The following is a 26,953-nucleotide window of genomic DNA, read 5'->3' on the forward strand; positions in this document are numbered from 1 at the left end:
GCTCCATTCAATGACCGCCGCCGGCCGCGGGCTGCGCGGCCGAGGCGATGGAAGACGGTGTCGATGCTGCGCCGGCCGAGCCGCCGCCGTTGATCGCGGTCTGCAGCTCGGATTGCGCCAGAAGGAAGTCGCGCCTGGCGTCGATCGCCGCGCGCAGCGAGGCGAGCCGCTGCCGCGCTTCGGTCAGCAGCGCGAACACGTCGACCTGCATGCTGGAGAAGCGCAGCTGCATCTCCTCGGTGATGATCTGCCGCAACGGCAGCACCTCGCGCTGGTAATGGCGCGCGATGTCGTAGGTCGAGCGATAAACGCGGTAGGCGTCGCGCGCCTCGGAGCGGACGTTGACCGCCTTCTCGGTCAGGCGGTTCATCGCCTGGCGGTAGGTCTCCGCCGCCTGGCGCACGCGCACCTCGCCGCCGTCGAAGATCGGAATCTGGAACTGGACGTCGAAGCCGCGCTCCCTGAACGGCGGGGCTTCGGGATCGTGCGTACGCTTGTCGATGCCGGCGACATCGAGCAGCGTGACGAAACGCGTCGCCTCGGTGAGATCGAGCGCCTTGGCGAGCGCGACGATTTCCATCCGTGCGATCTGCAGGTCGACGCGATGGCCGACCGCGGCGATCTCGATCGACGGCTGTTCCAATGGCCGCTTCGGCAGCAATGGCAACTTGCCGGGGATTCGGAAGCCGAGATCGCCGTCCCACAATCCGAGCAGGCGCGCCAGCCGCTCGCGCGAACTCGCCGCATTCTGCCGCGCGCTGGCGAGGTCGGCGGTGATCTCGGCGTAGAACACCTGCTCGCGGGCCTGGTCGAGCTTGTTCATGCCGCCGGTCTCGCCGAGCTTTTTCGCGAGCTGCGCGGTCGACTCCGCGGTCGCCTTCGCATCCGTCAGCAGCGCGACCGTCTCGTTCGCGGCCACCGCCGCGACATGGCTCCGCCGCACCTCGGCGGCAAGCCGCAAGGTGGCGAGCGCGGCCTTGAGCTGCGCCTGGCGGAAGCGCTCGCGCGCGATCTCGGAGCGGGCCGGAAGGGTCGCGAGCGCCAGGATGTCGCCGACCACCTGCCGCTCGACCTCGCTGGCGCCGTTGCCGCTGATGCGGGAGACCGAGAAGGTCGGGTTCGGCGGCAGGCTGTCGGCGACGTAATCGGTCTCCGCCAGCGCCAGCTCGTTATAGGCGGCCTGCAGCCCCTTGTTGTTCAAGAGCGCAACCTGCACGGCGGCATCCGCCGTCAGATTGCGCGCGAGCAGCCGCTTCACTGCGGCGTCGACGGTCGCGGCCTCATCCACCGACCGCACGAAGGCGACGTCCTTGCCGATCGCCTGCTCGGTCACCTCGGAGACGACGCCCATACCGCTGTCGGGCGAGAACGACGCGCATCCCGCGAGCGCGGATGACGCAAGCAGCAGGATCGGCACGATGGCCAGATGTCGCATGGCGCCCTCCTACTGTTCCGGCTTGGCCGGCGGCGTCACGCCGCCATTGCGCTCGCGCCAGGGCTGCGGCGTCGACGGACGCAGGCTGCTGTAGGGCGCGATCGTCGAGCGGTAGCCGACGGCGGCCGTCCCCGCCGCCGGGTTTGCCGGATCGCCTGCGACGGCGACCGGCCGGCCGTCGGTCATGCAGCCGGCGAGCGGCGCAGATGCGAGGATGGCGGCGGCCATCCGCGACAGCAATGTGGGTGGCGCGCGCCAGCCGAGCCTGTTGCCAAGCCTGGTGGCCACGGCGGCGAGCCTCGCCCCGAGATGCGAATACATGGATCTGTCCCGATCATCCGATGAATAACAGGCGTGCGCACGCAAGCGTGCGGCACCGCCACGATGTCAGCGAACGATCAGGCGATGGGGGGACGATAGAGGCGCGGAGGCGCCTCGCTCCGCAGGCTCTGATAAGCCTCGGAACGACGCGTGGCGATCGGGTGCAAGGGAGCAGCGACGAATGGAAGATCGGCCGGCAGCGCCGATACGCACATCAACGCGCAGCACGGCCCCGGCGCATTCTTGCCGTCGTGGCTGTGCTTCACAGGCGGCGCAGCATCATCGGCTGCGCGTTGCATGTGCATGCCGCCATGATCGTGGGCGGCATGATCGTGCGTGACGGCTTCGGCATGCGCCATCGACGCCGCGTGAACATGCGCCGCGGCGGTGGGCTGCACCTCATCGGTGAGGCACGGAAACGGCGCCCCGAATGCAAGCGCGAAGGACGGCGCGAGCACGCAAAACAGATAGGCCAGGATGATGGAACATCCCGCCCGCAACCGCCCTGATCTCGTCAATCGCACCAGCACCCGCTTCGCATCTCCGACCGCCGCAAGCTAACCGCAAATCAGCTCGCTGCAAACCGCCATCAGCTATATACCCCCTTGGGGTATCATTCAATCCGATTTGAAACTACCAACAGGCGTCATGTTTCCATCACATCCTTGCCTGCTGGCGCGCGGCACAGGAAGCAACTTCGGGTGCCGACACTCTCGCTTCGATCTTGATGCCCTTCACGACGGCGAAGATCGCGGGAATCACGATCAGCGTCAGCAGCGTCGACGAGATCATACCGCCGATCATGGGCACCGCGATGCGCTGCATGATCTCCGAGCCGGTGCCGGTGCTCCACATGATCGGCAACAGCCCGGCCATGATGGCGACCACCGTCATCATCTTCGGCCGGACGCGCTCGACCGCGCCCGCGATGATCGCGCGATTGAGGTCGTCACGATCGATCGTGGGTCCCTCGGCAGCGCGGCGCGCCGTGACCTCGCCCAGCGCCTGGTTGAGATACATCAGCATCACGACGCCGGTCTCGGCGGCAACGCCGGCGAGCGCGATGAAGCCGACCGCGACCGCAACCGACAGGTTGAAGCCGAGCGCCCACATCAGCCAGAAGCCGCCGACCAGCGCGAACGGCAATGACAGCATCACGATCATCGTCTCCGCCACCGAGCGGAAATTGAGGTAGAGCAGCAGGAAGATGATCGACAGCGTCACCGGCACCACGATCCTGAGCCGCGCCGCGGCGCGTTCGAGATATTCGTACTGCCCGCTCCAGACCACGTAGGTTCCGGGCGGAAACTGCACGCCGGCCTGCACCGCGCGCTCCGCGTCCGCGACATAGCCGCCGAGATCGCGATCGCGGATGTCGACATAGATGTAGGTGGCGAGTTGCCCGTTCTCGGTCCGGATCGTGGTCGGCCCGTGCGCCGGCGCGATGTCGGCGACCTCGCCGAGCGGCACCGCGCCGCCCGCCGGCATCGGCACCAGGACGTCGCTGGCGATCGCGCCCGGATTGTCGCGCAAATCGCGCGGATAGCGCATGTTGACGGTGAAGCGCTGGCGTCCCTCGACCGTCGTCGTCACGCTCTGCCCGCCGAGCGCGGTCGCGATGGTGTCCTGCACGTCCTGCACCGCGATGCCGTAGCGCGACAAGGCCTCACGCTTCGGCGTGATCTCGAGATAGTAGCCGCCGAGGCTGCGCTCGGCATAGGCCGACGAGGTGCCGGGCACGCCCCTCACCACCTGCTCGACCTGGCGGGCGAGCTTGTCGATCACGGCAAGATCGGGACCGATCACCTTGACGCCGACCGGCGTCCTAATCCCGGTCGAGAGCATGTCGATGCGCGCCTTGATCGGCATGGTCCAGGCGTTGGAGACACCGGGGAATTGCAGCGCCTTGTCCATCTCGGCGATCAGGCGGTCGAGCGTGAGGCCGGCGCGCCATTGCACTTTCGGCTTCAGATTGATGATGGTCTCGAACATCTCCGACGGCGCCGGATCGGTTGCGGTCGCGGCGCGGCCGGCCTTGCCGTAGACCGAGGCGACCTCCGGAAAGCTGCGGATGATGCGGTCCTGCATCTGCAACAGCTCGGCCGCCTTGGTCACCGAAATCCCCGGCAGCGTGGTCGGCATATAGAGCAGCGTGCCCTCATTGAGGTCGGGCATGAACTCGGTGCCGAGCTGCCGGGCCGGCCAGATCGAGACGGCGACGGCGCCGAGCGCCAGCAGGATCACCAGCGTCTTCGCCCGCAACACGGCGTGGATGACCGGACGGTAGATCCAGATCAGGAAACGGTTGATCGGATTTCTGTGCTCGGGGACGATCCTGCCGCGGACGAAGATCACCATCAGCGCCGGCACCAGCGTCACCGACAACAGCGCCGCCGCCGCCATCGCGAACGTCTTGGTGAACGCAAGCGGCGAGAACAGCCGCCCCTCCTGCGATTCCAGCGTGAAGATCGGCATGAAGGACACGGTGATGATCAGCAGGCTGAAGAACAGCGCCGGCCCCACCTCCGCCGCGGCCTCGATCAGGATCGCGACCCGCGACCTGCCGGGCTCGGCTCGCTCCAGGTGCTTGTGCGCGTTCTCGATCATCACGATCGCCGCATCGATCATGGCGCCGATCGCGATCGCGATGCCGCCGAGGCTCATGATGTTGGAGCCGATGCCGAGCAGCTTCATCGCGCCGAACGCCATCAAGACGCCGACCGGCAGCATCAGGATCGCGACCAGCGCGCTGCGGACATGCAGCAGGAACAGGATGCAGACCAGCGCGACCACCGCGCTCTCCTCCAGCAATGTGCGCTTCAGCGTGTCGATCGCCGCATAGATCAGATTGGACCGGTCGTAGACCGGCACGATCTCGACCGACTTCGGCAAGCTGGTCGCGATCTCCCTGAAACGCTTCTTGACGTTCTCGATCACGTCGAGCGCGTTGACGCCGAAGCGTTGCAGCACGATACCGCTCGCGACCTCGCCCTCGCCGTTCAGTTCAGTGATGCCGCGCCGCTCGTCGGGGCCGAGCTCGACGCGGGCGACGTCGCGCAGCAGCACCGGCGTGCCGCTATCGGTCTTCAGCACGATGTTGCCGAGATCGTTGATGTCCTTCAGATAGCCCTTGCCGCGGATGACATATTCGAACTCGGAGAGCTCGACGGTGCGGCCGCCGACATCGGCGTTGCTGGCACGAATCGCGTCGCGCATCCGCTGCATGGTGATGCCGCGATCGCGCATCCGCTGCGGATCGAGGATCACATTGTACTGCTTGACGAAGCCGCCGACGCTGGCGACCTCGGCCACGCCTTCGGCCCTGGCAAGCGCGAATTTCAGGTTCCAGTCCTGGATCGTGCGGGTGTCCGCAAGGTTCAGCTCTTTCGACATCACGGCATACTGGTAGACCCAGCCGACCCCGGTCGCATCGGGCCCGATGGTCGGCGACACACCGGCCGGCAGCCGCGACGCCGCGCCGTTGAGGAATTCGAGCACGCGCGAGCGCGCCCAGTAGATATCCGTGCCGTCCTCGAAGATGACATAGACGAAGGAGACGCCGAAGAACGAGAAGCCGCGCACGACCTTCGACTTTGGCACCGTCAGCATCGCCGTGGTCAGGGGATAGGTGACCTGGTCCTCGATCACCTGCGGCGCCTGGCCGGGATATTCGGTGTAGACGATGACCTGGGTGTCGGAGAGATCGGGGATCGCATCGAGCGGCAGATGCAGCAGCGCGTAGAGGCCCGCGGCTGCCGCGAAGCCGGTGCCGAACAGCACCAGCAGCAGGTTACGCGCCGACCAGGCGATGACACGGGCAATCATCGCCGGTCTCCCGTCTTGTCGCCCTCGCCCGCCTGGGCAGCACCGGCCTCGGCGAAGCCCTTGATCGCCGCCTTCAGGTTGCTTTCGGCATCGATCAGAAACGTCGCTGATGTCACGACCGCATCGCCTTCGGCGATGCCCTCGCGGATTTCGACATAGCCCTCGCCGCGCCGCCCGAGCTTGACCTCGCGCGGCTCGAACCGCCCGTTGCCGCGGTCGATCAGCACGCTCTGGCGGCTCCCGGTGTCGAGGATGGAATTATCAGCTACCGCAAGTACCGGCGCCGGGCTGCCGGTGTCGATCTCCGCGTCGACATACATGTCCGGCAGCAGTGCGAGGTCGGCATTCTGCAATTCGATCCGCACCCGCGCGGTGCGCGTCTCCTTGTTGACCTGCGGATAGATCACGCTGATCCGGCCGACGAAACTGCGGCCGGGATAGCTGCGCGCCCGCACGGACACGTTCTGCCCGACCACGATATTGCCGAGATCGCGCTCGGCAACGTCGACCAATGCCCACACGACAGAGACGTCGGCAATCCGAAACAGCACGTCGCCTTGCTGCGCGCGCATGCCCTCGATGGCGGCACGCTGCAGCACGATGCCGTCGCGCGGCGACAGCCACTGGATCGCGATCGGAACCGTCCGGCTCTTCTCCATCTCGACGATAACCGGTTCGGGAACGTCGAGATTGGTCAGCCGCTGCTTGGAGCCGCGCCCGTATGGCTCGATATTCGCCGTCGCCTTCGACGTGATGGTCGCGACATATTCGGCCGCAGCGGACGATATTGCAGGGCTGTAGATCTCCATCAACGGCTGGCCCTTCGTCACGCGGCTGCCGGTCGTGACGTCGGCGACTTTCTGCACATAGCTCTCGGCGCGCATTGCGATCACCGACACCCGCCGTTCGTCGAGCTGGATCGTGCCGGGTGCGCGGACCAGCGTACGGATGCGGCGCATCTGCGCGGGCTCGGACTTGACGCCGCTGCGCTGGATCCTGCCGGGCGACAGCGTGATCGAACCGTCGTCGCTGTCATCGCCGTCATAGACGGCCATGTAATCCATCCCCATGGAGTCCTTCTTCGGCACCGGCGAGGTGTCGGGAAGTCCCATGGGATTGCGATAATATTTCACCTTGCGCTCGCCTTTCGCGGCGGGCGCGCTCACGTCTGCCGATTGCCCGGGCCCGCCGGCACCGCCGTCGTCATCGGCAAACACCGGCAGATAGTCGCGCCCGTCAGGCGTCTTCTTCGGTGTCGCCGAATAGAGCGACTTGCCGTCGGGATCGCGGTAGTAGATCGGCGCAGCAGTCTCCGCCGCCCGCGCGACGGCGACGATCGCAGCGGTCACCGGCCGCGGCGGCAGGTTGCGGCCGATCCATGCGGCGCCTGCCGCTGCCGCGATCGCAGCGGCAGCGCCGGCCCATGTTAAGGCGCCCATTGCTCGGCGGCTCATTGCTCGGCCGTGACGACGAGCTTGTTCTCGAGCGCGCCGGTCTCGCCCTGCACCTTGGCGCCGAGCGACAATTGCCAGCGGCCGGCCATGCCGAAAGTCGCCTTGAACCGGTAGGTGCCGGGCTCGGTGCCCGGCATCGGCGTCACCTTGGTGGCCATCTCCTGCATGCCGTCGGGCGCCATGTCGAGCCGGGTCGAGAAGATGACCGCATCGGGCACGGCTTTCCCGCTCGTCTTGTCGACCAGCCGCACCGTGACGATGCGGTCGGCACCCGCCTTGACGGTCGGCTGCACCAGCCGGAATTCGTAGTTCTTGATCTCGGCGTGGGCAGACATGCCCGTCATGGCAACGCCGATCAGCGCTGCGGCAGCGGCCCGCGCCAGGTGGAAAGACTTCATGGTGATGATCCTCGATACGTCTGATGAGCCGCGTGAGCGGCATGCAAAGGCGCGCGCGCCATTAGCGCACGCGTCAGCGATCAGGCGCTGGCGCGCCCGTCAGACGGTGGTTCGAGGCGGATGGTCGGGAGGTTTGGCGCCAAGGCCGTCGAGCAGACGGTCGTCATGGGCGGCGATCCGGCTGCGCAGCGGATCGCGCTCGATCAGCGACATGGCGCCGGCGGGCACCGGCAGCGAAACGCTCAACATGCAGAGCGCGAGGAACGGACAGTCGTCGCAGCCCTTGCTCTTGCCCTGGTCCGGACAGCACGGCATGTCGTCGGCCAGCGCCTGCTCGGACATCGCCTGTCCAGACATGGCGTGATCGTCCGGCATCGCCTGCATCGCAGCGGCCGAGGCATCCGGCATCATCCGGGCAAATGCCGGCGCCACGGGCGCGAGCAACAGCCCGGCCGCGACGAGCAGCAGAATCCAGAGATTGGCGAGCCGCCTCAGATGCATGCCCGCTTCTCGCACGGATCAGTGCACGGCGCAAATCCGTCCGGCTTCACGATCGCGCCAGCACCCGGGGGAGGCTCTCACTCGCCCCTAGGTCTGCTTCAATACCGCCGGATCGACCGGCATCTTGCGCAGCCGCTTGCCGGTCGCCGCGAAGATCGCGTTGCTGATCGCCGGCACGATGCCCGAGGTTCCGGTCTCGCCCATGCCGCCCGGCGGCTCAGTGCTCGGCACGATATGGACCTCGATCGCCGGCGCCTGATCGATGCGCAGCATCTGGTAGCTGTCGAAATTGCTCTGCTCGACGCGGCCGTCCTTGAGCGTGATCTCGCCGTAGAGCGCCGCCGTGACGCCGAAATTGATGCCACTCTGGAGCTGCGCCTGCACCGTGTCGGGATTGACCACGGTGCCGCAATCCATCGCACAGACGACGCGGTGGACACGGACCGAGCCGTCCTTGGCGACCTCGACCTCGGCGACCTGCGCGAGGTAGCTGCCGAACACGAATTGCAGCGACACGCCGCGTCCGCGCCCGGCCGGCAGCTTGCCGCCCCAGCCGGCCTTGGCCGCCGCGAGCTCGAGCGCCGCCTTGGCGCGCGGCGATTTGCCGAGCAGCGCGCGGCGGTAGTCGACCGGATCCTGCTTCGCCGCCGCCGCCAACTCGTCGATCACGCTTTCGGTGACGAACACGTTGTGCGAGGGCCCGACGCTGCGCCAGAACGCGGTCGGAATGCCCGGTGGTTCGACCCGGACATATTCGACATGGAAGTTCGGAATGTCGTAGACGAGATCGATCGCGCCCTCGGTCGTGTCGGGATCGAGCCCGTTGCGGAACGCCGGCGGCGCCCATCGCGCCAGCACCGACGAGCCGGCGAAGCGGTTGTTCCAGGCAACCGGCTTGCCAGATGCATCGAGGCCGACCGCAATCCGGTCGCACCAGTAGGGCCGGTACATGTCGTGCTGGATGTCCTCCTCGCGGGTCCACACCACCTTGACCGGCGTATCGACCTGCTTGGCGATCTGCACGGCGCGAATGACACCGTCGACCTCGAGCCTGCGGCCGAAGCCGCCGCCGAGCAGATGATTGTGCACCACCACCTTCTCCGGTGGCATGTTCAGCACCTTCGCGGCCACCGCCTGCGCACGCGAGAGCGCCTGGCTGCCGACCCAGATCTCGCAACCGTCGGAACGCACATGCACGGTGCAGTTCATCGGCTCCATCGTGGCATGGGCGAGGAACGGCAGTTGATAGGTCGCCTCGACTTTCGTCGCCGCGCCCGCCATCGCCTTGTCGGCGTCGCCGATATTTTGCGCGACCGTGCCCGGCTTGGTGGTGGCTGCTTCGAGCTCGCGCGCGATGTCCGATGTGGCGAGCTTGGCGTGAGGGCCCTCGTCCCACTCGATCGTGAGCGCCGCCAGACCCTTCTTCGCCGCCCCCATGTGGTCGGCCACCACCGCGACGGCGTCGTCGAGCGTCACGATCTGGCGCACGCCCTTGACGGCTTTTGCCGCCGCATCATCGACGCGCTTCACCCGCCCGCCGAACACCGGCGACTGCGCCAGCGTCGCGACCTTCACCCCGGGCGGCCGTGCGTCGATGCCGTAGACCGCCGTGCCGTTGATCTTGGAGGGTGTATCGAGCCGCTTGGCCGGCGTGCCGATCAGCTTGAACTCGGACGGGCTCTTCAGCGTGACATTCTCCGGCACCGGCATCTGCGCCGCGTCAGTCGCGAGTTCACCGTAACCCAGCTTGCGTCCGGAGGCCGCGTGATGCACCTCGCCGTTCTCGGCGCGGCATGTCCCCGGCTCGACGTTCCAGCGTTTCGCCGCGGCCGCGACCAGCATCGCCTTCGCGGTGGCGCCGGCTTTCCGCATCGGCTGCCAGGCGCCGCGCATTGCGTTCGAATTGCCGGTGGCCTGCACGCCGAGCAGCGGGTTGGCGTAGAGCTTGTCGCTCGGCGGCGCGTGTTCGAGCCGGACCTGCGTCAGGCCGATCTCGAGCTCCTCGGCGATCAACATCGGGATCGAGGTGTAGGTGCCCTGCCCCATCTCGACATAGGGCATGGTCAACACGACCTTGCCGTCGCCGCCAATCCGGACGAAGGCGTTCGGCGCGAAGCCGTCGGAGGCCGCCGCCTCGCTCTCGCGGCCCGCGAACGGCAGGCTCACGCTGAGCAGCAGACCGCCGCCCGCGATCGCGCCGGCGCGGAGGAAATTGCGCCGCGACAGGTCGGCAGCGCGCTCAGACAGATTGTCGATCAGCGTCATGGCTCAACCTCCCGACTGCGCGGCTTGCTTGATGGCTTCGCGAATGCGCACATAGGTGCCGCAGCGGCAGATATTGCCCGACATCGCTTCATCGATATCGGCATCGGTAGGCTTCGGCTTGCCCGCGAGCAGCGCGGAGGCCGACATGATCTGCCCCGACTGGCAGTAACCGCATTGCGGCACCTCATGCGCGAGCCAGGCGTCCTGGATCTTCTTGCCCGCCGGCGTCATGCCGACCGCCTCGATGGTCGTGATCCTGGAGTCGCCGATGCTGTCGATGGTCGTGATGCAGGAGCGCACCGCCGTGTCGTCGAGATGCACCGTGCAGGCGCCGCACAGCGCCATGCCGCAGCCGAACTTGGTGCCGGTCATGCCGAGCACGTCGCGCAGCACCCAGAGCAGCGGCGTGTCGCCATCGGCATCGACCGAATGACTGGTCCCATTGATCGTGATCTGGAAGGGCATCGTGACACTCCTGTCTGGTTCAGGCTCCGGCGAGATTGCGTCCCTCCGGGCGAAATCGGCAGCATTTCGAAGCAATCGGACGCATCATCGCGCCGATTGCTCACTTATGGTAATAAATATAGTTCCAGCACCCAATAAGTAGCGCCTTGATGCGCAGTGAAATAACCATTGGTTTATAATCATGGATCGACTGACCAGCATGTCCGTGTTCGCCCGCGTCGCCGATCTCGGCTCCTTCACCGCGGCGGCCAAGGAGTTGCGGATGTCGCCGACCATGATCGGCAAGCATATCCGATTTCTCGAGGACCGGCTCGGATCGCAATTGATCAACCGGTCGACCCGGCGGCAGGGCCTCACCGAGCTCGGCCGCAGCTATCTCGATCACTGCAAGCAATTGCTTGAACAGGCCGAGGCCGGCGATGCGCTGGTCGAGGAGGCGCTCAGCGCGCCGCGCGGCAAGCTCCGCGTGGCGACCTCGGTCGCCTTCGGGTCGTACAGCCTGGCGCCCGCGCTGGTCCGCTTCATGAAGAAATATCCGGAAGTCTCGGTCGACCTCATCCTCAGCGACAGGATGGTCGATCTGCTCGAGGAAGGGCTGGATGCGGCGATCCGGGTCGGCACGCTGACCGACTCCACCATGATGTCGCGCTCGCTGTCGCCCTATACAGGCGTGGTGTGCGCCGCGCCGAGCTATCTCGCCGAACGCGGCACGCCAACCCATCCGGCCGATCTCGCCCGCCATGAATGCCTGCGCTACCCCGGCTGGTCGGACGGGCAGCGATGGACATTCTCGGGGCCGGAGGGCGAAGTGCATGTCGATGTCGCGAGCCGCCTCTTCATCAACAGCGCGTTCGGCATCCGCTATGCGGCGCTGGCGGGCGCCGGCATCGTGCTGATGCGCGACGAGCTGCTGGCCGACGATATCGCCGCGGGACGGCTGCAGGTCCTGCTGCCGAACTACACGACGCAGAGCCGCGCGCGCCAGATCCTGTGGCCGAAGCATCGCAAGATGACGCCGAAGCTGCGCGCGCTGATCGACTTCATCGTGGAGACGTACGGCTGAGACAGATCGCCGCGGCCAAACCGCTCAACGCTACTGGCCAAGGTTGTAACGTCGCGACGGAGCGCGTAGGATGAGAACGTGCAATGAGGCCGTCGCGCCGATGCCGGGCGGCTTCCGTTCAAGTGAGGCGCGACATGCTGCCTGCCGAGGTTTGGACGCGCCTTCCCATTTCGAGAATTGAATATCCGAGCGACGCCGTTCGCGGCGCGGGCCTTGACGCGACCCAGATGTCCAGCGGTCATCTCTCGGGCAGTCTCGTCTTTTCGAACTCGGACGGCATCGAGTACAGCGGGCTGATCGACGGAGGACAGCGCCGCGCCCACCGGATCGACCGGTGGACGTAGCCGAATTTAGCAGGAGATACACTGATGCTTGACTTGAAGCGTACTACGATGCTTGCAGCGTCCATCCTCACCGCCTCGATCATTGCGGCAATACCGCTTGAATCGGCGTCCGCAGCGCTGCTCGGCGCGATGCCGATCGGTAATCACGTCGCGCAATCATCCGACGTCGTTGCAGTCCGCGCGGCCGGCCGCCGTGGCGGCGCAGCGGTCGGTCCCCGCGGCGGCGCCGTCGTTCACCGTGGTGGCGCAGCCGTTGGGCCGCGCGGTGGCGCCTATCGCGGCCGCACCGCCGTCGTCGGGCCCCGCGGCAACGTCGCGGTTCGCGGCCGGACGGTGGTGGGAGGCGGCGGATGGGCCCGTCCGGGCCGGTATTACTGGCCAAGGGGCGGCGCAATCGCAGCCGGCGCTGCCATCGGGGTCGTGACGGCGGCAACGGCCGCGGCATGGGCCGGTGCCGCGCCGGCGCCCGGCATGTGCTGGTACTATACCGATCCGTCCCGCACGCAAGGATTCTGGGACTACTGCCAGTAATCGCCGTAGCGAGCGAACCGATATGAAGCCAGCGATGTCTCGCGCCTGCCCTGGCGGAGGCACCACTGGTGTTCCTCGCTACTTCGTGCTTGCGATGATCAGAAGATTATTGAGTACGGGCGTGGAGCAAAACGCCGCCACGATCGCGATATTGTAGGGGTTGTTGCTGCGCCAAAGCAGCCACATCATGAAATAGGTCAGACCGAGCTTCGGAATAAGCCACCAGGGGCCGAGCCATGTCTGAGCGACATGCATGAACGGGTTCAACTCGCCGAGGCCGAGATTCAGGATCGTGTTGGTGGTGTAGAGATCGGCGATGCCAAGAAGCAGGACGGACAGCACGAGGAGCGTCTTGGCGAGGTAACGTGGCCCCAGAATAATCTCGTAAGCAAATGCGGCGCCCCCCGGGACGTTTCGCTTGAACCACGACTGCGCGGCATCATTGGTCGCGAAAATCTTCAGATGCTCCGGCTCGCCAACGGGCTTGCTTGTGTCGGTATAGACCCAGACCTTCATTCGATTGCTCAAATATCTCTTTTCAAATCACAAAAAAGCATCATCTGCCGAGATGGTCATCTCGGGAGACCAAGGTAGCTCTGCCGTCGCCGTGAGGATAATTCCGGAGAGTGGCGTTGCGTTGGCCTCGAGGTGCCGCTTCAGGGCGGTTCAATCGTTGCGGCGCTTCAGGTCCAAGCGTCCGATGCGTTCATCAATCAGTCGATTTAGTTTCTCGTCCCGCCGTGAATTCTTCCTAAACAGCCCGCCATGCAGCCGATAGGCAAGAAGGAGCAGGACAATGGCAGTGCCCCCGAGATAGTAGGACCAGTCCATTCTTGAACCGCGCCTGGTTGCTGCAACGGCCGAAGCTTAGGGCGAGCCTGTCCTACTTGTCCAACGCTATCCCGTGCGCCGCACCTGCCCGGGCCCAAATGGATTGGCCTGATTTATGCTTGGAAATGGCCGCATACGGAGGACGCGCGATGAGGCGGGACCTTTTGGTTATTTGCGGCGGAATGCTGGCCACGGGCGCCATCGCCTGGATCCTGTTGGGCAACCCGGCGAGCGGGCCACATATGCACGGGCTCCAGACGATGTCGGCAGACCAAGACTTGAGACTCGTCTCCCAGCGTAGTCCATATATGCGGGACGAGCGCTAGGACCGATCGACATTCATTGCATCCAGATCATTGCGGCAGCGAGATGGATGAAGCCGGTAAAGTTGTCAGATCGCCTGTCATAACGGGTTGCCAAGCGTCGGAAGTGTTTGAGCTGGCAAAAGCAGCGCTCGATGCGGTTGCGCTGTTTGTATGCGTCGGCGTCGTGCGGAATGATGATCCTGCGGGTGCGGTTTGACGGGATCACCGCCGTTGCGCCGATTTCCGCGATGATCGCACGCAGGGCGTTGCTGTCATAGGCCTTGTCGGCGAGCACGGCATCGCCGCTTTGGCCGTGGAGCAGTGCCGGCGCCTGGGTGATGTCATTAACTTGCCCAGCCGTGACGATGAAGCGGAGCGGACGGCCGAGCGCATCAGCCAGCATGTGGATCTTGGTGGTCAGTCCACCTCGGGAACGCCCCAGCGCCTGATCTTTGGCCCCCCTTTTCCGCTCGTCGCCTGCTGGTGGGCGCGAACGATGGTGCTGTCGATCATCAGATACTGGTTGTCGCGATCGGCGGTCAGAGCAGCGAACACGCGCTCCCAGACGCCGGCATGGCACCAGCGGCTGAAGCGCTGATGCACCGTTTTCCACTTGCCGTACCGTTCCGGCAGGTCGCTCCAGTGTGCGCCCGATCGCAAAACCCACAAACATCCGTTGACGAACAGTCGATTGTCCGCAGCCGTACGTCCCGGGTCGCCAGCTTTCCCCGGCAGCAGTGGCGCAATCCTCGCCCATTGCGCCTCCGTCAGCTCATATCGTTTCGCCGCCACCATCTGCTCCGTGTCTCGAATCACGGAACTCTATGAATCAGCGATCAAACCGCTTGGGAATCCTGAATGTCGATCGGTCCTAGGGCCGTCCCTGGCGGGTGCCTGCGAACTTCAATCACTGAGCTGCCCGGCGGCGCAAGCCCGCTCGGCAACAATATTCGATTTTTCCGAATAACGCCAGCGGCTGTCGATTCGAATGCGTCCAGTCAGTGGGACTGAGCGTAGGGTGCAGCATTCATCAGCAGCCCCCCAAAAAGCAGGACCAGATAGAGCATCGAAAACACGAACAAGCGACGAGCAGGCCGCCTTTCCTTGTCGTCGCTCCGGCGCAACTGCCATGCGAGAAAAATCATGATCGCTCCCAGCGTCGCCGCGGCCGCGCCGTAGACGGCTCCCGCGAACCCCAGCGCACAAGGCAGCAGTGAGATCGGAACCAAAAGCACGCAATAGAGAAGAATCTGGCGCTTTGTTTCTGTCTTGCCAGCCACGACCGGCAACATCGGCACACCGGCACGGGCATATTCTCCAGCAAGATTGAGCGACAGTGCCCAGAAGTGGGGTGGCGTCCAAAGGAAGATGATCAGAAACAGGATGAGCGGCTCGAGCCCGACATATCCGGTGACCGCAGCCCAGCCAATCACCGGAGGGAGCGCGCCGGCGGCACCGCCAATGACGATATTCTGCGGCGTTCGGCGTTTGAGCCACATCGTGTAGACGACGACGTAGAAGAAGATAGTGAAAGCAAGCAGCGCAGCAGCGGCTATGTTCAGCAAGGTGCCGAGGGCCAGGACGGCGCACGTGCCAAGCATCAATCCGAAGGCCAATGCTTCCGGGCGCGATACGCGGCCGCTGGGAATTGGACGGATGGCGGTACGCGCCATCACCGCATCGATGTCGGCGTCGTACCACATATTGAGCGCAGCTGCGGCGCCAGCTCCCGCGGCTATGCAGAGAAGAGCAGCGAAACCGGTGAAGGGATCGATGCCGCCTGGTGCGACCATGAGACCGACCAGTGCGGTAAAGACGACCAGCGACATCACGCGCGGTTTCGTCAGTGCGACGTAGTCTCCGATGTTGGCATAACTCCGGCGAAGAATTGAACGATTGATTTGCACGAGACTAATTCCTCGTCGGTTCGAAAAAGCCATCGGCCAAAGGCCTGCTTCGCAGGGTTCCGGACGATGTGGCGAGTCCTCCGCCTTCAGGACGCTTTGCCTTGTCCAGCATGACCCACGCGGTCGTGGCCGTCCATTTCTTAGCTTGCTGACGCGAAGAACATCACCCGAAGCAGATGCGTATAGTCGGATTCGAACATCATGATCCCGACAAAAACCAGCACCAGCACCGGCGGCAACAGGATGGCGTAGGCCAACGCCAACCGCTCCCAGGCCATGTGCATGAACACAGCGACGATCAGGCCGGCCTTCAGCACCATGAACAGCAGGATCAGCGACCATCGCAGGTGGCCGTGGATACCAAAATAGTCGACGAGATAGGAGCAGGTGCTGAGCACGAACAACCATCCCCAGACCACGAGATAGAGCTTGATCGGGTGCTGCTGGCCCTCTGAATGCGCGGCGCCCGATGCCACCGCACCATGCACATAGCTGTGTAGCGCATGCTGTGCTGCCTGCCCTTCCACATGTACCGCTGCTTCTGTCATGCGCGACCTCACCAGAGATAAAAGAAGGCGAAGATGAACACCCAGACCAGATCGACGAAATGCCAGTACAGGCCCATGATTTCGACGATCTCGTAATAGCCCTTGCGGCTCGTGAAAAAGCCGCGCCGCTCGACGTCGAAGTCTCCCCGCCAAACCTTTCGCGCGATGGCGATCAGGAAGATCACGCCGATGGTCACGTGGGTGCCGTGGAAGCCGGTGATCATGAAGAAGGAAGCGCCAAATTGCGGTGCGCCCCACGGGTTGCCCCAGGGCCGCACGCCCTCCATGATCAGCTTGGTCCATTCGAAAGCCTGCATTCCGACGAACGTCGCGCCAAATGCCGCGGTGGCCAGCATCAAGGCTGCCGTTTTGACGCGATCCCGGCGGTAACCGAAGTTGACGGCCATCGCCATCGTCCCGCTGCTGCTGATCAGGATGAAGGTCATGATCGCGATCAGGATGAGCGGGATGTGCTGACCGCCGATATTGAGCGCGAATACTTCGCTGGGGTTGGGCCACGGCACGGTCGTCGACATTCGCGCCGTCATGTACGACAGCAGGAAGCAGCTGAAGATGAAGGTGTCGCTCAGAAGGAAGATCCACATCATGGCCTTCCCCCAGGACACGTTCTTGAACGCGCGCTGGTCCGAGGCCCAGTCGGCGGCGATGCCGCGCAATCCGGGTATCGTTCCGGGCAGCGCCTTGGGGGTTGCGAGTGTGGTTTCGGTCATCGCTTCCTGCCTCGCTAGGTGAGCAACTGGCGACAGATGTCGACGAAATTGTCTGTCCAGCCCGTCAGCAGACCGAGCAGGACCAGCCAGACCAACAACAGGAAATGCCAGTAGATGGTACAAAGCTCGACGCTCAGGCGCATCTGCGTCATCGGCGCGCCACGCCACAGTTTTACGGTCGCCCTGCCGAGCGCCACCAGGCCGCCGGTCAGGTGCAGCCCGTGGAGCGCGGTGATCAGATAGAAGAAGGAATTGGCCGGATTCGACGCCATGGCATAGCCGGCGATGTTGAGCTGCTGCCACACCACGAGCTGCCCGATCAGGAACATCACGGCCGATGCACCGCCGACCAACAGGCCCGCGATCAGGCCCTCATGGTCGTCGCGGCGCGCGGCCATCAGCGCCCATTGCAGCGCCATGCTGCTGATGACGAGGACGCCGGTGTTGAACCACACCAGCCTCGGCAGCGGCAACTCGCGCCAGTCCACCATGGTGGTGCGCATCGAGTAGGCGCTGATCAGGAGCGCGAACAGCGAACCGACCACCGCGAGAAAAACACCGAGGCCGATTTTCGCCGCCGGCACCGAAGAGCCGAGATCGCCGCGAAGATCCACCGCAATGCCCTGCTCCAGCCACGGCTTGGCGGCCAGCCGTTGCTGCGAGAGCCACCATCCCGCGATCGCTGCAATCGTAGCAATGAACAGGACGATGGCACTCACGGATGGGCTCCCTGGGCCAGCACCTTGGCCGGCGGTTCATTCTGCGGGATGAAGTCCCTCGCGGAACCGGGCACGCTGTAATCGTAGGCCCAGCGATAGACGACGGGGAGCTCCTTGCCCCAGTTGCCGTGCCCCGGCGGGGTCTCCGGCGTCTGCCATTCCAGCGAGGTGGCACCCCAGGGATTGCCGCCCGCCTCTTTTCCCTTGAACAGGCTCCAGACCAGATTGAACAGGAAGACGAGCTGAGCGAAGCCGACAATCAGCGCCGCCACGCTCATGAACGCATTGAGGTCATGGGCGGAGGCCGGGACGAACGAGGTCTCGCCGATGTCGTGATAGCGGCGCGGCATCCCGAGCAGGCCGAGATAGTGCATCGGGAAGAACACCGCATAGGCCCCGATGAACGTCACCCAGAAGTGGAAGCGTCCGAGCGCGTCATTGAGCATCCGCCCGGTGACCTTCGGATACCAATGATAGATCCCGCCGAACACGGCCATGATCGGCGCAATCCCCATCACCATGTGGAAGTGCGCGACGACGAACATCGTATCCGACAGCGGAACGTCGACGACAACGTTGCCGAGGAACAGCCCGGTCAGGCCGCCATTGACGAAGGTGACGATGAAGCCGAGCGCAAACAGCATCGGCACAGTTAGATGGATGTCACCGCGCCAAAGGGTCAACACCCAGTTGTAGACCTTGATCGCGGTCGGGACCGCGATGATGAGCGTCGTGGTGGCGAAGAAGAACCCGAAATACGGGTGCATGCCGCTGACATACATGTGGTGCGCCCACACGACGAAGCTCAGCGCCCCGATCGCCACGATCGCCCAGACCATCATGCGATAGCCGAAGATGTTCTTGCGCGCGTGCGTACTGATCAGATCCGAGATGATGCCGAACGCCGGCAGCGCGACGATGTAGACTTCGGGGTGGCCGAAGAACCAGAACAAATGCTGGAACAGGATCGGGCTGCCGCCGCCATACTTGGTCAGCTGGCCCATCTCGACCAGTGTCGGCATGAAGAAGCTGGTTCCAAGGAGGCGGTCCAGCAGCAGCATCACCGAGGCCACGAACAGCGCCGGGAACGCCAGGAGGGCCATCACGGTCGCGGTGAAGATGCCCCACACCGTCAAGGGCATGCGCATCAAGGTCATGCCGCGTGTGCGGGCCTGCAATACTGTTACCACGTAATTGAGCCCGCCCATCGTGAAGCCGATGATGAACAGGATCAGCGAGGCCAGCATGAGAACGATGCCCCAGTCCTGCCCGGGGGTACCGGAGAGAATCGCCTGGGGTGGATAAAGCGTCCAACCGGCGCCGGTCGGCCCGCCCGGCACGAAGAACGTCGCGGCCAGCACCAGCACCGCGAGCAGGTAGACCCAATAGCTCAGCATGTTCACGTAGGGGAAGACCATGTCCCGCGCGCCGACCATCAGCGGGATGAGGTAGTTGCCGAAGCCGCCAAGGAACAACGCCGTGAGCAGGTAGATCACCATGATCATGCCGTGCATGGTGATGAACTGAAGGTACTGGTTGGCATCGATAAAGGAGAACGTGCCGGGAAACCCCAGTTGCAGCCGCATCATCCACGACAGCACCAGCGCAACCATTCCGATCGACATCGCCGTGATCGAGTACTGGACGGCGATCACCTTGGCGTCTTGCGAAAAGACGTACCTCGTCCACCAGCTGTGCGGATGATAGAGCTCGACCTCACCTACTTCGGCGGGCGGGATGCCTGCGACCTCATCAAACGGGATATCGACCATCGGAATACCCTCCTTGGTCTTCCGCTCAGCGACGAGTTCACTTCATCTCCGGCCGATCATCCGGCCGATCCTCGTCGGCATGTTCATTCGCTGCCAGTCTTGTACGCGGCCTTCGCGACGTTGCGCTGGCCGGACAAGGCGGCGAACGTGTGCTGCTTGTCCAGCCACGCGTGATATTCCTTCTCTTCTTCCACGACGACCTTGCTGCGCATCTGTGCGTGCGCGGCACCGCAAAGCTCCGCGCAGAGGACGTCGAAGGTTCCGGTCCGGGTCGGCGTGAGCCAGTAGTAGGTCACCGAGCCAGGGATCATATCCATCTTCGCCCGGAACTCGGGCACGTAGAAATCATGCAGGACGTCGATCGAGCGGAGCAGCACCTTCACCGGCTTCCCGACCGGCAGATGCAGATCCTCGTTTTGCACGACGATGTCGTCCTGCCCGTTCGGATCATTGGGATTCAACCCGAGTGGATTGTCGGAGCTGATCAGGCGCGCATCTGACGTGCCGAGCCGGCCGTCCTTTCCCGGAAGCCGATAACTCCACATCCACTGTTGTCCGACGACCTCGACGTCGGTCGCGTCGGCGGGAACGGTGACGAACTGGTGCCAGACGATGAGGCCCGGCGCCAGCATGGCGACGACGCCGATCGCGGTGCCGATGCTGAGCCACCATTCGAGCTTCTTGTTCTCGGGATTGTAGTGGGCGCGCCGTCCCTCGGTGTGGTGAAAGCGCAGGACGCAATAGGCCATGAACACGATCACCGCGCAGAACACCGCTCCGGTGATCCAGAATGTCAGGTTGATCGTGTGGTCGATATAGCTCCAGTTCGAGGCAATCGGGGTCCACCACCAGGGGCTGTAGAGGTGGAACAGCACCGAGGCGACGGCAACCAGGAGCAGTAAAATCGCTACAGCCATCCCTCATTCCTCCTTGCCATTGAAGGCTGCGGAGACGAACGAAAGGGCGGAGCTCACGTCAGAGGGATGGTCTCACGTTCACCATCACCGTGGCTTTTGCCTCGCCCATTCTGCCGGTCGCGATGCTGGACATGACAAAAACTCAACGTCACGGCCGCAACCTCATCGGAGCTGGGGGCGTCAAGCATCAACATGGTACCCATCGAGCCAGACGTCAATAGAGGAGTAATGCCCGCCGCTGTCCGGGCGTGTTGGCGGGAATGCATTGGATGCCGCGAACACTGATCGGCCCTCCCCAATCGCATGGTGCAACGCAAGACCTCGTTTGTGCATCTGCACAATTCTCCCGACCGCATTCGCCACCTTGCTTCTGCCGCGCATCGGACTAGTTTTACTTGACCGGTTGCGACAGGCGTCGTCCGGCAAGCTCCTTCTGGTTGAATCTGATTTGCCGGACTCAGTCGCGATTTTCGCGCATGAGGCGGATGTGCGTGTGTTGATGGCGCTCCGTTCCCCTGCGGCCACAAGCAAGGAGACCGGAACCATGACCACGGTGTTCGCACGACCCAAGCTGCAATTGTTTGGCGTCTCTACCGCCTTCGTCGTTCGCAAGATCAGCCTTTCCGACCTGGGCGACGCGTTGCGCCTCGGCTGGGAAGACTTCAAGGCCATCCCGACCCACGCAATCGTCCTGTGCGTGATGTATCCCGTGCTCGGACTTGTCCTGTTCAGACTTGTGCTTGGCTATTCGGTGCTGCCGCTGCTGTTTCCGCTCGCCGCCGGCTTCGCCCTGATCGGTCCTTTCGCCGGCCTCGGCCTCTACGAACTGAGCCGACGGCGCGAACGCGGAGAGGAGCCAGGAGCCTGGGATGCGATGCAGGTGCTGCGCGCGCCGTCGTTCGGCGCCATGTTCGAACTTGGCGTTCTTCTGTTCGTTCTGTTCGGGGTCTGGATCGCCACCGCGGACGCGATCTACATCATGACGTTCGGTTATGCGCCGGCTGCGAGCATCCCTGATTTCGCAAAGCGTGTGTTGACGACGCCCGAAGGCTGGTCGCTCATCATCGTCGGATGCGGCGTCGGCTTTCTTTTCGCCTTGGTTGCCCTATGCGTCAGCGTCGTCTCCTTTCCACTGATGCTCGACCGTCATGCGACCGCGATCGATGCGATCCGCACCTCGATACGGGCCGTGATGATGAATCCAATTGAGATGGCCGCGTGGGGATTGATCGTTGCGGTATTGCTGGCGGTGGGCTCACTGCCATTCTTCGTCGGTCTCTGCGTCGTTCTGCCGGTGCTTGGTCATGCGACCTGGCATCTTTACAGGAAGGTGGTCGAGCCTGACCGGAATCCTCCGCAAGAAGAGCCCCGCCCGCCGATCGGTCACCGCTACGCGGCCGATTTCCCGGCCTCCCTCTTCCCGTGGAGCCGTGAGCGCTAAGCGTTTTCGCGCGAAGCATGTCGCGCAATTCAGTGTCGTCCCGGCCTAGTGCGCAATTGCGCACGGGGGCCGGGACGACGAAGGTGGATGTCGGCCGTGTCACACTATCGATGTCGTCCTGGCGAAAGCCAGGAGGTGGATTCACATTCGAAGTGCAACACTTGAGCAAAGGACTCGGCAGGCGTGCGGTAGTCAAGGCATTTGCGCGGGGTGTTGTTGTAGGCGGCGATGAACTGGCGGAATCTGGCGGTCGAGAGGGTTACGAGATCCGTCTTGCGGGGAATAAAGCGGCGCATCCTGCCGATGGCGTTCTCGATGCCACCCTTCTGCCAGGGGGCATGGGGATCGCAGAAGAAGGTCGCGATCGAGAGGCGGTGCAGCGCCAGGTGAGCGGCGAACTCGGTGCCGTTGTCGAAGGTAACGCTCTGGCGCAGCTCTTGTGGAAGGGGCGCGAAGAAGCCCACGAGATGGCGGGCGACACCGCGCGCGACCTTGCTGGCAAGGCGGATGCCGAGCAACAGCCGCGAGGTGCGCTCATGCACGGTCAGCACGGCCTGACCGTATTTCGAGAACATCATCAGGTCGGCCTCCCAGTGTCCGGGCACGCTGCGGTCGGCCGCTTCGAGCGGCCGATTTGCCAGGGATACACGGCCTTCGATGAAGCTTGCGGGGCTGCCGCCCCGCTTGCCGCGGCAGCCGCGCTTGCTCTTGGCGCGCGGCAGATAGCGCCGCCAGTTGAAGTCCGTGGTGCGCCTGAGTTGGCGATAGATGAAGCGGTAGATGGTCTCGTGGGAGATCACCTTGCGCCCGTACTCGCGGGCCAGCCGGCCAGCGACCTGCTCGGGCGACCAGCCGCAGCGAAGGCGTTGCAACACCGCGCGGCGCAGGCCGGGCTCCCGTTCGAGGCGTCCGCCCGTCCAGCGCCGCGCTCGCATCTGGTGCTGGGCATAGCTCGGCTTGTAGCCGACCTGGCTCCCCCGATTGCGCCTCAGTTCCCGAGAGATCGTTGATGGCGAGCGATCCAGAGCTGCCGCGATTTGCCGGACCGAGCTGCCATTGGCCGATAGGCAGGCAATCTCGCATCGGTCGTCCAGAGAGAGCTGCTTGTAAGTCCGCCCCATGGCAACACCTCCTCAAGGAAGTGTTGCACTTCGTTTGTGAACTCAGGGGACCCATTACCCCAAATCTCAATTGTTGCGCGACGCCGGGGCCGCGATCCCGTTCACAATCGAATTTGGTGGTTATAGGTCCTGGCTTTCGCCAGGACGACGACCGTATTTGCAGCGACGGCGCAATCCACACCACCACATCCCCTTACCTCATCAGCGCCTCGACCTCCTTGCGGAACGCCTGGCGCGAGCCGTCGCGGGAGTAGAACATGTGGCCGCCGGGATAGACCGCGAGCCTGGTGCGGCCCGGGCCCGCGAAGGCCGGCAACTGATCGAGGATGATCTTCGAGGCGAAGTACGGCGTGGCGAGATCGAACAGGCCGTGGCCGACCAGGAGTTTCAGGTTGGGGTCGAGCGCCAGCGCCTGGCGAAGCTGCGTCACCGACTCCGCCGGACTGATGCCGTGACCGAACTCCCAGGCCTTGTTCACGCTTTCGCTGAGCAGATGATAGGAGCCGTCCGGCCGCCAGTTCAGCTTGCGCGTGGTGAGGTCGACGGCGGCGCTGGTCAAGGGCGCCATCAGCGGATCGCCGGACGGATCGTTGAAACGGAAATAGCTGGAATCCGGATAAGGATCGAAGCCCTCGATGGAGGCGTCGTAGCGGCCGGTCACCTTGCCGTTCTTGCGATCGAACTCGCGGCGGAATTCGCCGATGTCGAAACGGCCGGCGAGCCTGCGGCTCACCACCTGATCGATGCCGGTCAGGCTAGCGACCTTGTCGGCGAGCCGCGTGGTGGCCTCGGTGTCGGCCTGCCCCTTGACGAGGTCGAGCAGGAAATCGCCGCGCGCGTAGCTCTCGACGTCGGCGAGATCCTCACGCGTCACCGGGCCCTTTGCCTGTCGCGCGACCGCCGCCATGGTCGGCAGGCTTGCGACATATTGCAGGAGGCTGGAGCCGGTATATTCGCGGAAATCGAGCACCGGCGAGATCAGCACCAGGCCGCGGACGCCGACGCCCTGCTGCATTTGCAGATTGCGCACCACCTTGGGCCCGCGAATGCCGCCATAGCTTTCGCCGACGAGATATTTCGGCGAGGTCAGCCGGTCGTATTTCTCCAGCCAGCGGCGGATCACCAGCGCGACCGAATTGGCGTCGCCGTCGACGGTGAAGAAGCGCTTGCGCGCCTCCTCCGAGGTGGTGACAAAGCGGCTGTAGCCGGTGCCGACAGGGTCGATGAAGACGAGATCGGTGAAATCGAGCCAGGTATCGGCATTGGCCTGCAGCTCGGGCGCGGCCGAGGACACCGCGCCGTCGAACGGCAGCCGCCACGGCCCGACATTGCCCAATTGCAGCCAGGCCGACGCGGAGCCCGGACCGCCGTTGAACAGGAAGGTTACCGGCCGATTCGCCTTCTCGGCACCGTCGAGTTGGTAGGATGTATAGGCGATGTCGGCGAGCGGCTCGCCCTTGTCGTCGAACACGCGGATCGAGCCCGCGGTCGCGCTGAAGTTCAGCGTGCGGGAAGGCAGCGCGACCGATTGCTTGGTCGTGGAGTCCGGCGGCAGGCGGTGCTGCTCGGCGGTCGAGCCGCTGGCCGCAGCGTTGGCGCCGGAGCCGGCCTCGCCGCCGCGTCCTGCCCGCCCCTTCTGGCCGCTCGGGTTCTGGCCACCTGGGCTCTGGCCGCTTGGGTTCTGGCCGCTTGGGGCCTGCGCGCTCGGCGACGGCGATGGCTGCGGGACGTCATCGTCGGCTCGCGCCACGGTCGCAAGACAGGCCACCAGCAACGCCGCGGCGAGCCGTGTCGCAAGACTGTTAGCCATATCGTTCACTCCCTGCGCCCCGATTTACGCAATCCAGCAACAAACTGCGCTAGTTTGGCGGCGCCGGCGTGGCATGCGGTCCGTTCCCGGACCATCTCGACAAGGCCGCCCGGGATGTATAGACGAGCGCGGCGTGTTCCGTGCCAAACGAGTTCGTGAGCGAATGGCCAGCTCCAAGCGGTATGACAAGATCGCCTTCGTCGCCAGCGCGAGCGTGGAAGCGCAGTCGGCGCTCGAGCAGCTGACGGCAATGTACGGCAACCATCTACCCGCGGATGCCGACGTCGTGGTCGCGCTCGGCGGCGACGGTTTGATGCTGCAGACGCTGCACGCCAACATGCGCAGCGGCAAGCCGATCTACGGCATGCACCGCGGCACCGTCGGGTTCCTGATGAACGAATATTCGACGCATGATCTGCGCACCCGGCTTGCCGCCGCGCGGGAGTCGCTGATCAATCCGCTGCTGATGCGCGCGACCGACATCCACGGCGCCGTGCATCTGCATCACGCCATCAACGAGGTCGCGCTGTTCCGGCAGACCTACCAGGTCGCCAAGCTGCGCATTCTGATCGACGAGCACGAGCGGATGCCCGAGCTGATGGCCGACGGCATCCTGGTGGCGACGCCGGCCGGATCGACCGCCTACAACCTCTCCGCCCAGGGGCCGATCCTGCCGATCAACGCGGCGCTGTTGGCGCTGACCCCGATCAGCGCGTTCCGGCCGCGGCGCTGGCGCGGCGCGCTGCTGCCGAATTCCGCCTTCGTGGTGATCGAGGTGATCGAGGGCGAGAAGCGCCCGGTCGCCGCGGTCGCCGACCATGACGAGGTCCGCGACGTCCGCCGGGTCGAGGTGCTGTCCGACAAGACGATCGCGATGCGGATGCTGTTCGACCCCGGCCACTCGCTGGAAGAACGCATCCTGCGCGAGCAGTTCGGCTACTGACGGCGTCTGCCTCCTTGCCCGGCAACCAATCATTAACCCCGGGCGGGATATGGTTAACGTCGGGTAATACCGCATTGGCCCGGTATGCCCTATCAGGGCCGGACCATGTATCGCATCGATTTCAACAAGCTGCGATTTTTGATTTGCGACGACAATCCGCACATGCGCCGCATCCTGCGGACGCTTTTGCATTCGTTCGGCGCGCGCGAGGTGTATGAGGCCGAGGACGGCGCCACCGCGCTCGAGATGTACACGCACTACGTGCCCGACATCGTCATCACCGACTGGTCGATGCCGATCTTCGACGGGCTCGAACTTGCGCAGATGATCCGGCAGCCGGAATCCAAGGGTAATCCCTACGCGCCGATCATCATGCTGACCGGGCATTCCGAGAAGCGTCGCGTCACGGTGGCGCGCGATGCCGGCGTCACCGAATTCTTGGCCAAGCCGATCTCGGCCAAGGGCCTCTACCAGCGCATCATGAACGTGGTCGCCAACCCGCGCCCGTTCATCAAGACCAAGACCTATTTCGGCCCCGACCGCCGCCGCAACACCACCAACACTTATATCGGCCCCGAACGCCGCGGCAGCGGCGAGGTCGAGGTGCTGCAACAGCCATCGCTGCTCGAAAAGGCGCGCTCGGCCATCTAGGATACCGCCATGGCGAAAGACAAACCCGGGACGATCGAGGTCAAGAGTTTCGGCACGCACCACGTGATCACGCAGCCCAATCCGCTGCGCAAGATGCTGCTGCGCGTCCCCGAGAGCGATCTCGACGATCCGGTCGGCCGCGCCGAAAAGGCGCTCGCCGGGCTGTCGGGCGAGTTCAAGGAGTGGATGACGATCGAGGCCGACCGCCTCTCCGCCGCGCACGCCACCGTGCTGCGCGAGGGCTTCAGCGACAAGACGCGCGAGGAGCTGTTCCGCGCCGCGCATGACATCAAGGGCGATGCCGCGACATTCGGCTATCCGTCGGCCGCCGCAGCCGCGGAGAGCCTGTGCCGCATCATCGAGCACGCGCCGGATCTCGGCGCCGTGCCGCCGCAGCTGATCGCCCACCACATCAACGCCGTGCAGGCGATCGTGCGCAACCGCACCAAGCTCGACACCGCGGTCGTCGCCGGCGTGCTGAGCAAGCAGCTCCGCGGCATCGCCGATGAATTCCTGACCCACGCCAACCGCGACCGTCCCGAACACCTCGAGGCGATCCTCGCGCCGAGCATCGTGCCCGGCGAATAGCCGCGCGGCCGGCTGCTCGCGTTGCGCAGCCCACTCAAGCATCCATCGATGGGAAGGAAGCGCGGCC

The 26,953-nt window shown here is 64.6% G+C and carries 27 protein-coding genes; 7 read left to right on the forward strand and 20 right to left on the reverse strand.

What is annotated here, in order from left to right; genetic code table 11:
- Window positions 1–7: 7 nt before the first annotated feature.
- The 9 genes from ACVI1L_RS38840 to ACVI1L_RS38880 all read right to left on the reverse strand — a co-directional run bounded on the left by ACVI1L_RS38840 (window position 8) and on the right by ACVI1L_RS38880 (window position 10,664).
- Window positions 8–1,435, reverse strand: a complete 1,428-nt coding sequence (locus tag ACVI1L_RS38840; protein WP_456785235.1) for a TolC family protein — start codon at window positions 1,433–1,435, stop codon at window positions 8–10.
- Between the two features lie 9 nt (window positions 1,436–1,444).
- The gene (locus ACVI1L_RS38845; RefSeq protein ID WP_456785236.1) at window positions 1,445–1,756 is read right to left on the reverse strand and encodes a hypothetical protein; all 312 of its coding nucleotides are present in this window, start codon (window positions 1,754–1,756) and stop codon (window positions 1,445–1,447) included.
- A 77-nt stretch (window positions 1,757–1,833) separates the two neighbouring features.
- The gene (locus ACVI1L_RS38850; RefSeq protein WP_456785237.1) at window positions 1,834–2,286 is read right to left on the reverse strand and encodes a hypothetical protein; all 453 of its coding nucleotides are present in this window, start codon (window positions 2,284–2,286) and stop codon (window positions 1,834–1,836) included.
- 127 nt (window positions 2,287–2,413) lie between these two features.
- The gene (locus ACVI1L_RS38855) at window positions 2,414–5,581 is read right to left on the reverse strand and encodes an efflux RND transporter permease subunit (RefSeq protein WP_456785238.1); all 3,168 of its coding nucleotides are present in this window, start codon (window positions 5,579–5,581) and stop codon (window positions 2,414–2,416) included.
- Window positions 5,578–7,020, reverse strand: a complete 1,443-nt coding sequence (locus ACVI1L_RS38860; RefSeq protein WP_456785239.1) for an efflux RND transporter periplasmic adaptor subunit — start codon at window positions 7,018–7,020, stop codon at window positions 5,578–5,580. The genes ACVI1L_RS38855 and ACVI1L_RS38860 overlap by 4 nt, the downstream gene beginning before the upstream one ends.
- 11 nt (window positions 7,021–7,031) lie before the next feature.
- Window positions 7,032–7,433, reverse strand: coding sequence for a FixH family protein (locus ACVI1L_RS38865; RefSeq protein WP_456785241.1), 402 nt, complete (start codon window positions 7,431–7,433; stop codon window positions 7,032–7,034).
- A gap of 99 nt (window positions 7,434–7,532) precedes the next feature.
- Window positions 7,533–7,934, reverse strand: coding sequence for a hypothetical protein (locus tag ACVI1L_RS38870; protein WP_168856723.1), 402 nt, complete (start codon window positions 7,932–7,934; stop codon window positions 7,533–7,535).
- An 87-nt stretch (window positions 7,935–8,021) separates the two neighbouring features.
- The gene (locus ACVI1L_RS38875; protein ID WP_253639535.1) at window positions 8,022–10,199 is read right to left on the reverse strand and encodes a xanthine dehydrogenase family protein molybdopterin-binding subunit; all 2,178 of its coding nucleotides are present in this window, start codon (window positions 10,197–10,199) and stop codon (window positions 8,022–8,024) included.
- Window positions 10,200–10,202: 3 nt separating this feature from the next.
- On the reverse strand, window positions 10,203–10,664 hold the full coding sequence (locus tag ACVI1L_RS38880) for a (2Fe-2S)-binding protein (RefSeq protein ID WP_057019645.1): 462 nt from the start codon (window positions 10,662–10,664) through the stop codon (window positions 10,203–10,205).
- A 181-nt stretch (window positions 10,665–10,845) separates the two neighbouring features.
- Here ACVI1L_RS38880 and ACVI1L_RS38885 point away from each other — a divergent pair, with 181 nt between their 5' ends.
- The 3 genes from ACVI1L_RS38885 to ACVI1L_RS38895 all read left to right on the forward strand — a co-directional run bounded on the left by ACVI1L_RS38885 (window position 10,846) and on the right by ACVI1L_RS38895 (window position 12,602).
- A complete protein-coding gene (locus ACVI1L_RS38885) occupies window positions 10,846–11,727 on the forward strand; it encodes a LysR substrate-binding domain-containing protein (protein WP_057019646.1) in 882 nt (293 codons plus the stop codon).
- Window positions 11,728–11,861: 134 nt separating this feature from the next.
- Window positions 11,862–12,071, forward strand: coding sequence for a hypothetical protein (locus tag ACVI1L_RS38890; RefSeq protein WP_456785243.1), 210 nt, complete (start codon window positions 11,862–11,864; stop codon window positions 12,069–12,071).
- A 24-nt stretch (window positions 12,072–12,095) separates the two neighbouring features.
- The gene (locus ACVI1L_RS38895) at window positions 12,096–12,602 is read left to right on the forward strand and encodes a hypothetical protein (RefSeq protein ID WP_076831596.1); all 507 of its coding nucleotides are present in this window, start codon (window positions 12,096–12,098) and stop codon (window positions 12,600–12,602) included.
- 78 nt (window positions 12,603–12,680) lie between these two features.
- On the opposite strand, the gene ACVI1L_RS38900 is transcribed toward ACVI1L_RS38895, so the two are convergent.
- The 9 genes from ACVI1L_RS38900 to ACVI1L_RS38940 form a co-directional block, all read right to left on the reverse strand.
- Window positions 12,681–13,118, reverse strand: a complete 438-nt coding sequence (locus tag ACVI1L_RS38900; protein WP_057019648.1) for a DUF5658 family protein — start codon at window positions 13,116–13,118, stop codon at window positions 12,681–12,683.
- Between the two features lie 150 nt (window positions 13,119–13,268).
- Complete coding sequence (locus ACVI1L_RS38905) at window positions 13,269–13,433, reverse strand: hypothetical protein (RefSeq protein WP_168856726.1); 165 nt, start codon at window positions 13,431–13,433, stop codon at window positions 13,269–13,271.
- Between the two features lie 339 nt (window positions 13,434–13,772).
- A protein-coding gene (locus ACVI1L_RS38910; RefSeq protein ID WP_210185730.1) for an IS5 family transposase occupies window positions 13,773–14,533 on the reverse strand; the annotation gives its coding sequence in 2 pieces (ribosomal slippage) (window positions 13,773–14,188 and window positions 14,188–14,533; 762 coding nt in all).
- Window positions 14,534–14,736: 203 nt separating this feature from the next.
- A complete protein-coding gene (locus ACVI1L_RS38915) occupies window positions 14,737–15,645 on the reverse strand; it encodes a heme o synthase (RefSeq protein WP_456785244.1) in 909 nt (302 codons plus the stop codon).
- A 140-nt stretch (window positions 15,646–15,785) separates the two neighbouring features.
- Window positions 15,786–16,193 (reverse strand): cytochrome C oxidase subunit IV family protein, encoded by a 408-nt coding sequence (locus ACVI1L_RS38920; RefSeq protein ID WP_168856728.1) that lies wholly within the window; start codon window positions 16,191–16,193, stop codon window positions 15,786–15,788.
- A gap of 8 nt (window positions 16,194–16,201) precedes the next feature.
- The gene (locus ACVI1L_RS38925) at window positions 16,202–16,924 is read right to left on the reverse strand and encodes a heme-copper oxidase subunit III family protein (RefSeq protein ID WP_057019651.1); all 723 of its coding nucleotides are present in this window, start codon (window positions 16,922–16,924) and stop codon (window positions 16,202–16,204) included.
- A gap of 14 nt (window positions 16,925–16,938) precedes the next feature.
- Window positions 16,939–17,643 carry a cytochrome c oxidase subunit 3 gene (locus tag ACVI1L_RS38930; protein WP_229189347.1) on the reverse strand — a complete coding sequence of 235 codons (705 nt, stop codon included), beginning with the start codon at window positions 17,641–17,643 and terminating at the stop codon, window positions 16,939–16,941.
- Complete coding sequence (ctaD, locus tag ACVI1L_RS38935) at window positions 17,640–19,415, reverse strand: cytochrome c oxidase subunit I (protein ID WP_057019653.1); 1,776 nt, start codon at window positions 19,413–19,415, stop codon at window positions 17,640–17,642. Before ctaD ends, ACVI1L_RS38930 begins: the two co-directional genes overlap by 4 nt.
- Window positions 19,416–19,498: 83 nt before the next feature.
- Window positions 19,499–20,332: a cytochrome c oxidase subunit II gene (locus ACVI1L_RS38940; protein ID WP_076831602.1), complete on the reverse strand. Its 834-nt coding sequence runs from the start codon at window positions 20,330–20,332 to the stop codon at window positions 19,499–19,501.
- Window positions 20,333–20,876: 544 nt separating this feature from the next.
- Here ACVI1L_RS38940 and ACVI1L_RS38945 point away from each other — a divergent pair.
- Window positions 20,877–21,773, forward strand: a complete 897-nt coding sequence (locus ACVI1L_RS38945; RefSeq protein WP_026192934.1) for a DUF2189 domain-containing protein — start codon at window positions 20,877–20,879, stop codon at window positions 21,771–21,773.
- Window positions 21,774–21,877: 104 nt separating this feature from the next.
- Here ACVI1L_RS38945 and ACVI1L_RS38950 read toward each other — a convergent pair whose 3' ends face one another.
- Together ACVI1L_RS38950 and ACVI1L_RS38955 are read right to left on the reverse strand one after the other, a co-directional pair.
- Window positions 21,878–22,894, reverse strand: coding sequence for an IS30 family transposase (locus ACVI1L_RS38950; RefSeq protein ID WP_456785245.1), 1,017 nt, complete (start codon window positions 22,892–22,894; stop codon window positions 21,878–21,880).
- Between the two features lie 193 nt (window positions 22,895–23,087).
- Window positions 23,088–24,704 carry a S10 family peptidase gene (locus tag ACVI1L_RS38955; protein WP_057019655.1) on the reverse strand — a complete coding sequence of 539 codons (1,617 nt, stop codon included), beginning with the start codon at window positions 24,702–24,704 and terminating at the stop codon, window positions 23,088–23,090.
- Window positions 24,705–24,867: 163 nt separating this feature from the next.
- Between ACVI1L_RS38955 and ACVI1L_RS38960 the strand changes: the two genes are divergently transcribed.
- The 3 genes from ACVI1L_RS38960 to ACVI1L_RS38970 all read left to right on the forward strand — a co-directional run bounded on the left by ACVI1L_RS38960 (window position 24,868) and on the right by ACVI1L_RS38970 (window position 26,886).
- Entirely contained in the window at window positions 24,868–25,647 is a 780-nt protein-coding gene (locus tag ACVI1L_RS38960) for an NAD kinase (protein WP_253639530.1), read from the forward strand.
- A gap of 105 nt (window positions 25,648–25,752) precedes the next feature.
- Window positions 25,753–26,298: a response regulator gene (locus tag ACVI1L_RS38965; RefSeq protein ID WP_028336173.1), complete on the forward strand. Its 546-nt coding sequence runs from the start codon at window positions 25,753–25,755 to the stop codon at window positions 26,296–26,298.
- Window positions 26,299–26,307: 9 nt separating this feature from the next.
- Complete coding sequence (locus ACVI1L_RS38970; RefSeq protein WP_016843908.1) at window positions 26,308–26,886, forward strand: Hpt domain-containing protein; 579 nt, start codon at window positions 26,308–26,310, stop codon at window positions 26,884–26,886.
- Window positions 26,887–26,953 lie beyond the last annotated feature (67 nt).

This window comes from Bradyrhizobium sp. USDA 4516 (assembly GCF_054055915.1).

Excerpts from the sequence above, each read along its gene's own strand:
- ACVI1L_RS38840 (WP_456785235.1), bottom strand. The coding sequence starts at position 1,435 with ATGCGACATCTGGCCATCGTGCCGATCCTGCTGCTTGCGTCATCCGCG.
- ACVI1L_RS38845 (WP_456785236.1), bottom strand. The coding sequence starts at position 1,756 with ATGTATTCGCATCTCGGGGCGAGGCTCGCCGCCGTGGCCACCAGGCTT.
- ACVI1L_RS38855 (WP_456785238.1), bottom strand. The coding sequence starts at position 5,581 with ATGATTGCCCGTGTCATCGCCTGGTCGGCGCGTAACCTGCTGCTGGTG.
- ACVI1L_RS38860 (WP_456785239.1), bottom strand. The coding sequence starts at position 7,020 with ATGGGCGCCTTAACATGGGCCGGCGCTGCCGCTGCGATCGCGGCAGCG.
- ACVI1L_RS38865 (WP_456785241.1), bottom strand. The coding sequence starts at position 7,433 with ATGAAGTCTTTCCACCTGGCGCGGGCCGCTGCCGCAGCGCTGATCGGC.
- ACVI1L_RS38870 (WP_168856723.1), bottom strand. The coding sequence starts at position 7,934 with ATGCATCTGAGGCGGCTCGCCAATCTCTGGATTCTGCTGCTCGTCGCG.
- ACVI1L_RS38875 (WP_253639535.1), bottom strand. The coding sequence starts at position 10,199 with ATGACGCTGATCGACAATCTGTCTGAGCGCGCTGCCGACCTGTCGCGG.
- ACVI1L_RS38880 (WP_057019645.1), bottom strand. The coding sequence starts at position 10,664 with ATGCCCTTCCAGATCACGATCAATGGGACCAGTCATTCGGTCGATGCC.
- ACVI1L_RS38885 (WP_057019646.1), top strand. The coding sequence starts at position 10,846 with ATGGATCGACTGACCAGCATGTCCGTGTTCGCCCGCGTCGCCGATCTC.
- ACVI1L_RS38890 (WP_456785243.1), top strand. The coding sequence starts at position 11,862 with ATGCTGCCTGCCGAGGTTTGGACGCGCCTTCCCATTTCGAGAATTGAA.
- ACVI1L_RS38895 (WP_076831596.1), top strand. The coding sequence starts at position 12,096 with ATGCTTGACTTGAAGCGTACTACGATGCTTGCAGCGTCCATCCTCACC.
- ACVI1L_RS38900 (WP_057019648.1), bottom strand. The coding sequence starts at position 13,118 with ATGAAGGTCTGGGTCTATACCGACACAAGCAAGCCCGTTGGCGAGCCG.
- ACVI1L_RS38905 (WP_168856726.1), bottom strand. The coding sequence starts at position 13,433 with ATGGACTGGTCCTACTATCTCGGGGGCACTGCCATTGTCCTGCTCCTT.
- ACVI1L_RS38920 (WP_168856728.1), bottom strand. The coding sequence starts at position 16,193 with ATGACAGAAGCAGCGGTACATGTGGAAGGGCAGGCAGCACAGCATGCG.
- ACVI1L_RS38925 (WP_057019651.1), bottom strand. The coding sequence starts at position 16,924 with ATGACCGAAACCACACTCGCAACCCCCAAGGCGCTGCCCGGAACGATA.
- ctaD (WP_057019653.1), bottom strand. The coding sequence starts at position 19,415 with ATGGTCGATATCCCGTTTGATGAGGTCGCAGGCATCCCGCCCGCCGAA.
- ACVI1L_RS38940 (WP_076831602.1), bottom strand. The coding sequence starts at position 20,332 with ATGGCTGTAGCGATTTTACTGCTCCTGGTTGCCGTCGCCTCGGTGCTG.
- ACVI1L_RS38945 (WP_026192934.1), top strand. The coding sequence starts at position 20,877 with ATGACCACGGTGTTCGCACGACCCAAGCTGCAATTGTTTGGCGTCTCT.
- ACVI1L_RS38950 (WP_456785245.1), bottom strand. The coding sequence starts at position 22,894 with ATGGGGCGGACTTACAAGCAGCTCTCTCTGGACGACCGATGCGAGATT.
- ACVI1L_RS38955 (WP_057019655.1), bottom strand. The coding sequence starts at position 24,704 with ATGGCTAACAGTCTTGCGACACGGCTCGCCGCGGCGTTGCTGGTGGCC.
- ACVI1L_RS38960 (WP_253639530.1), top strand. The coding sequence starts at position 24,868 with ATGGCCAGCTCCAAGCGGTATGACAAGATCGCCTTCGTCGCCAGCGCG.
- ACVI1L_RS38965 (WP_028336173.1), top strand. The coding sequence starts at position 25,753 with ATGTATCGCATCGATTTCAACAAGCTGCGATTTTTGATTTGCGACGAC.
- ACVI1L_RS38970 (WP_016843908.1), top strand. The coding sequence starts at position 26,308 with ATGGCGAAAGACAAACCCGGGACGATCGAGGTCAAGAGTTTCGGCACG.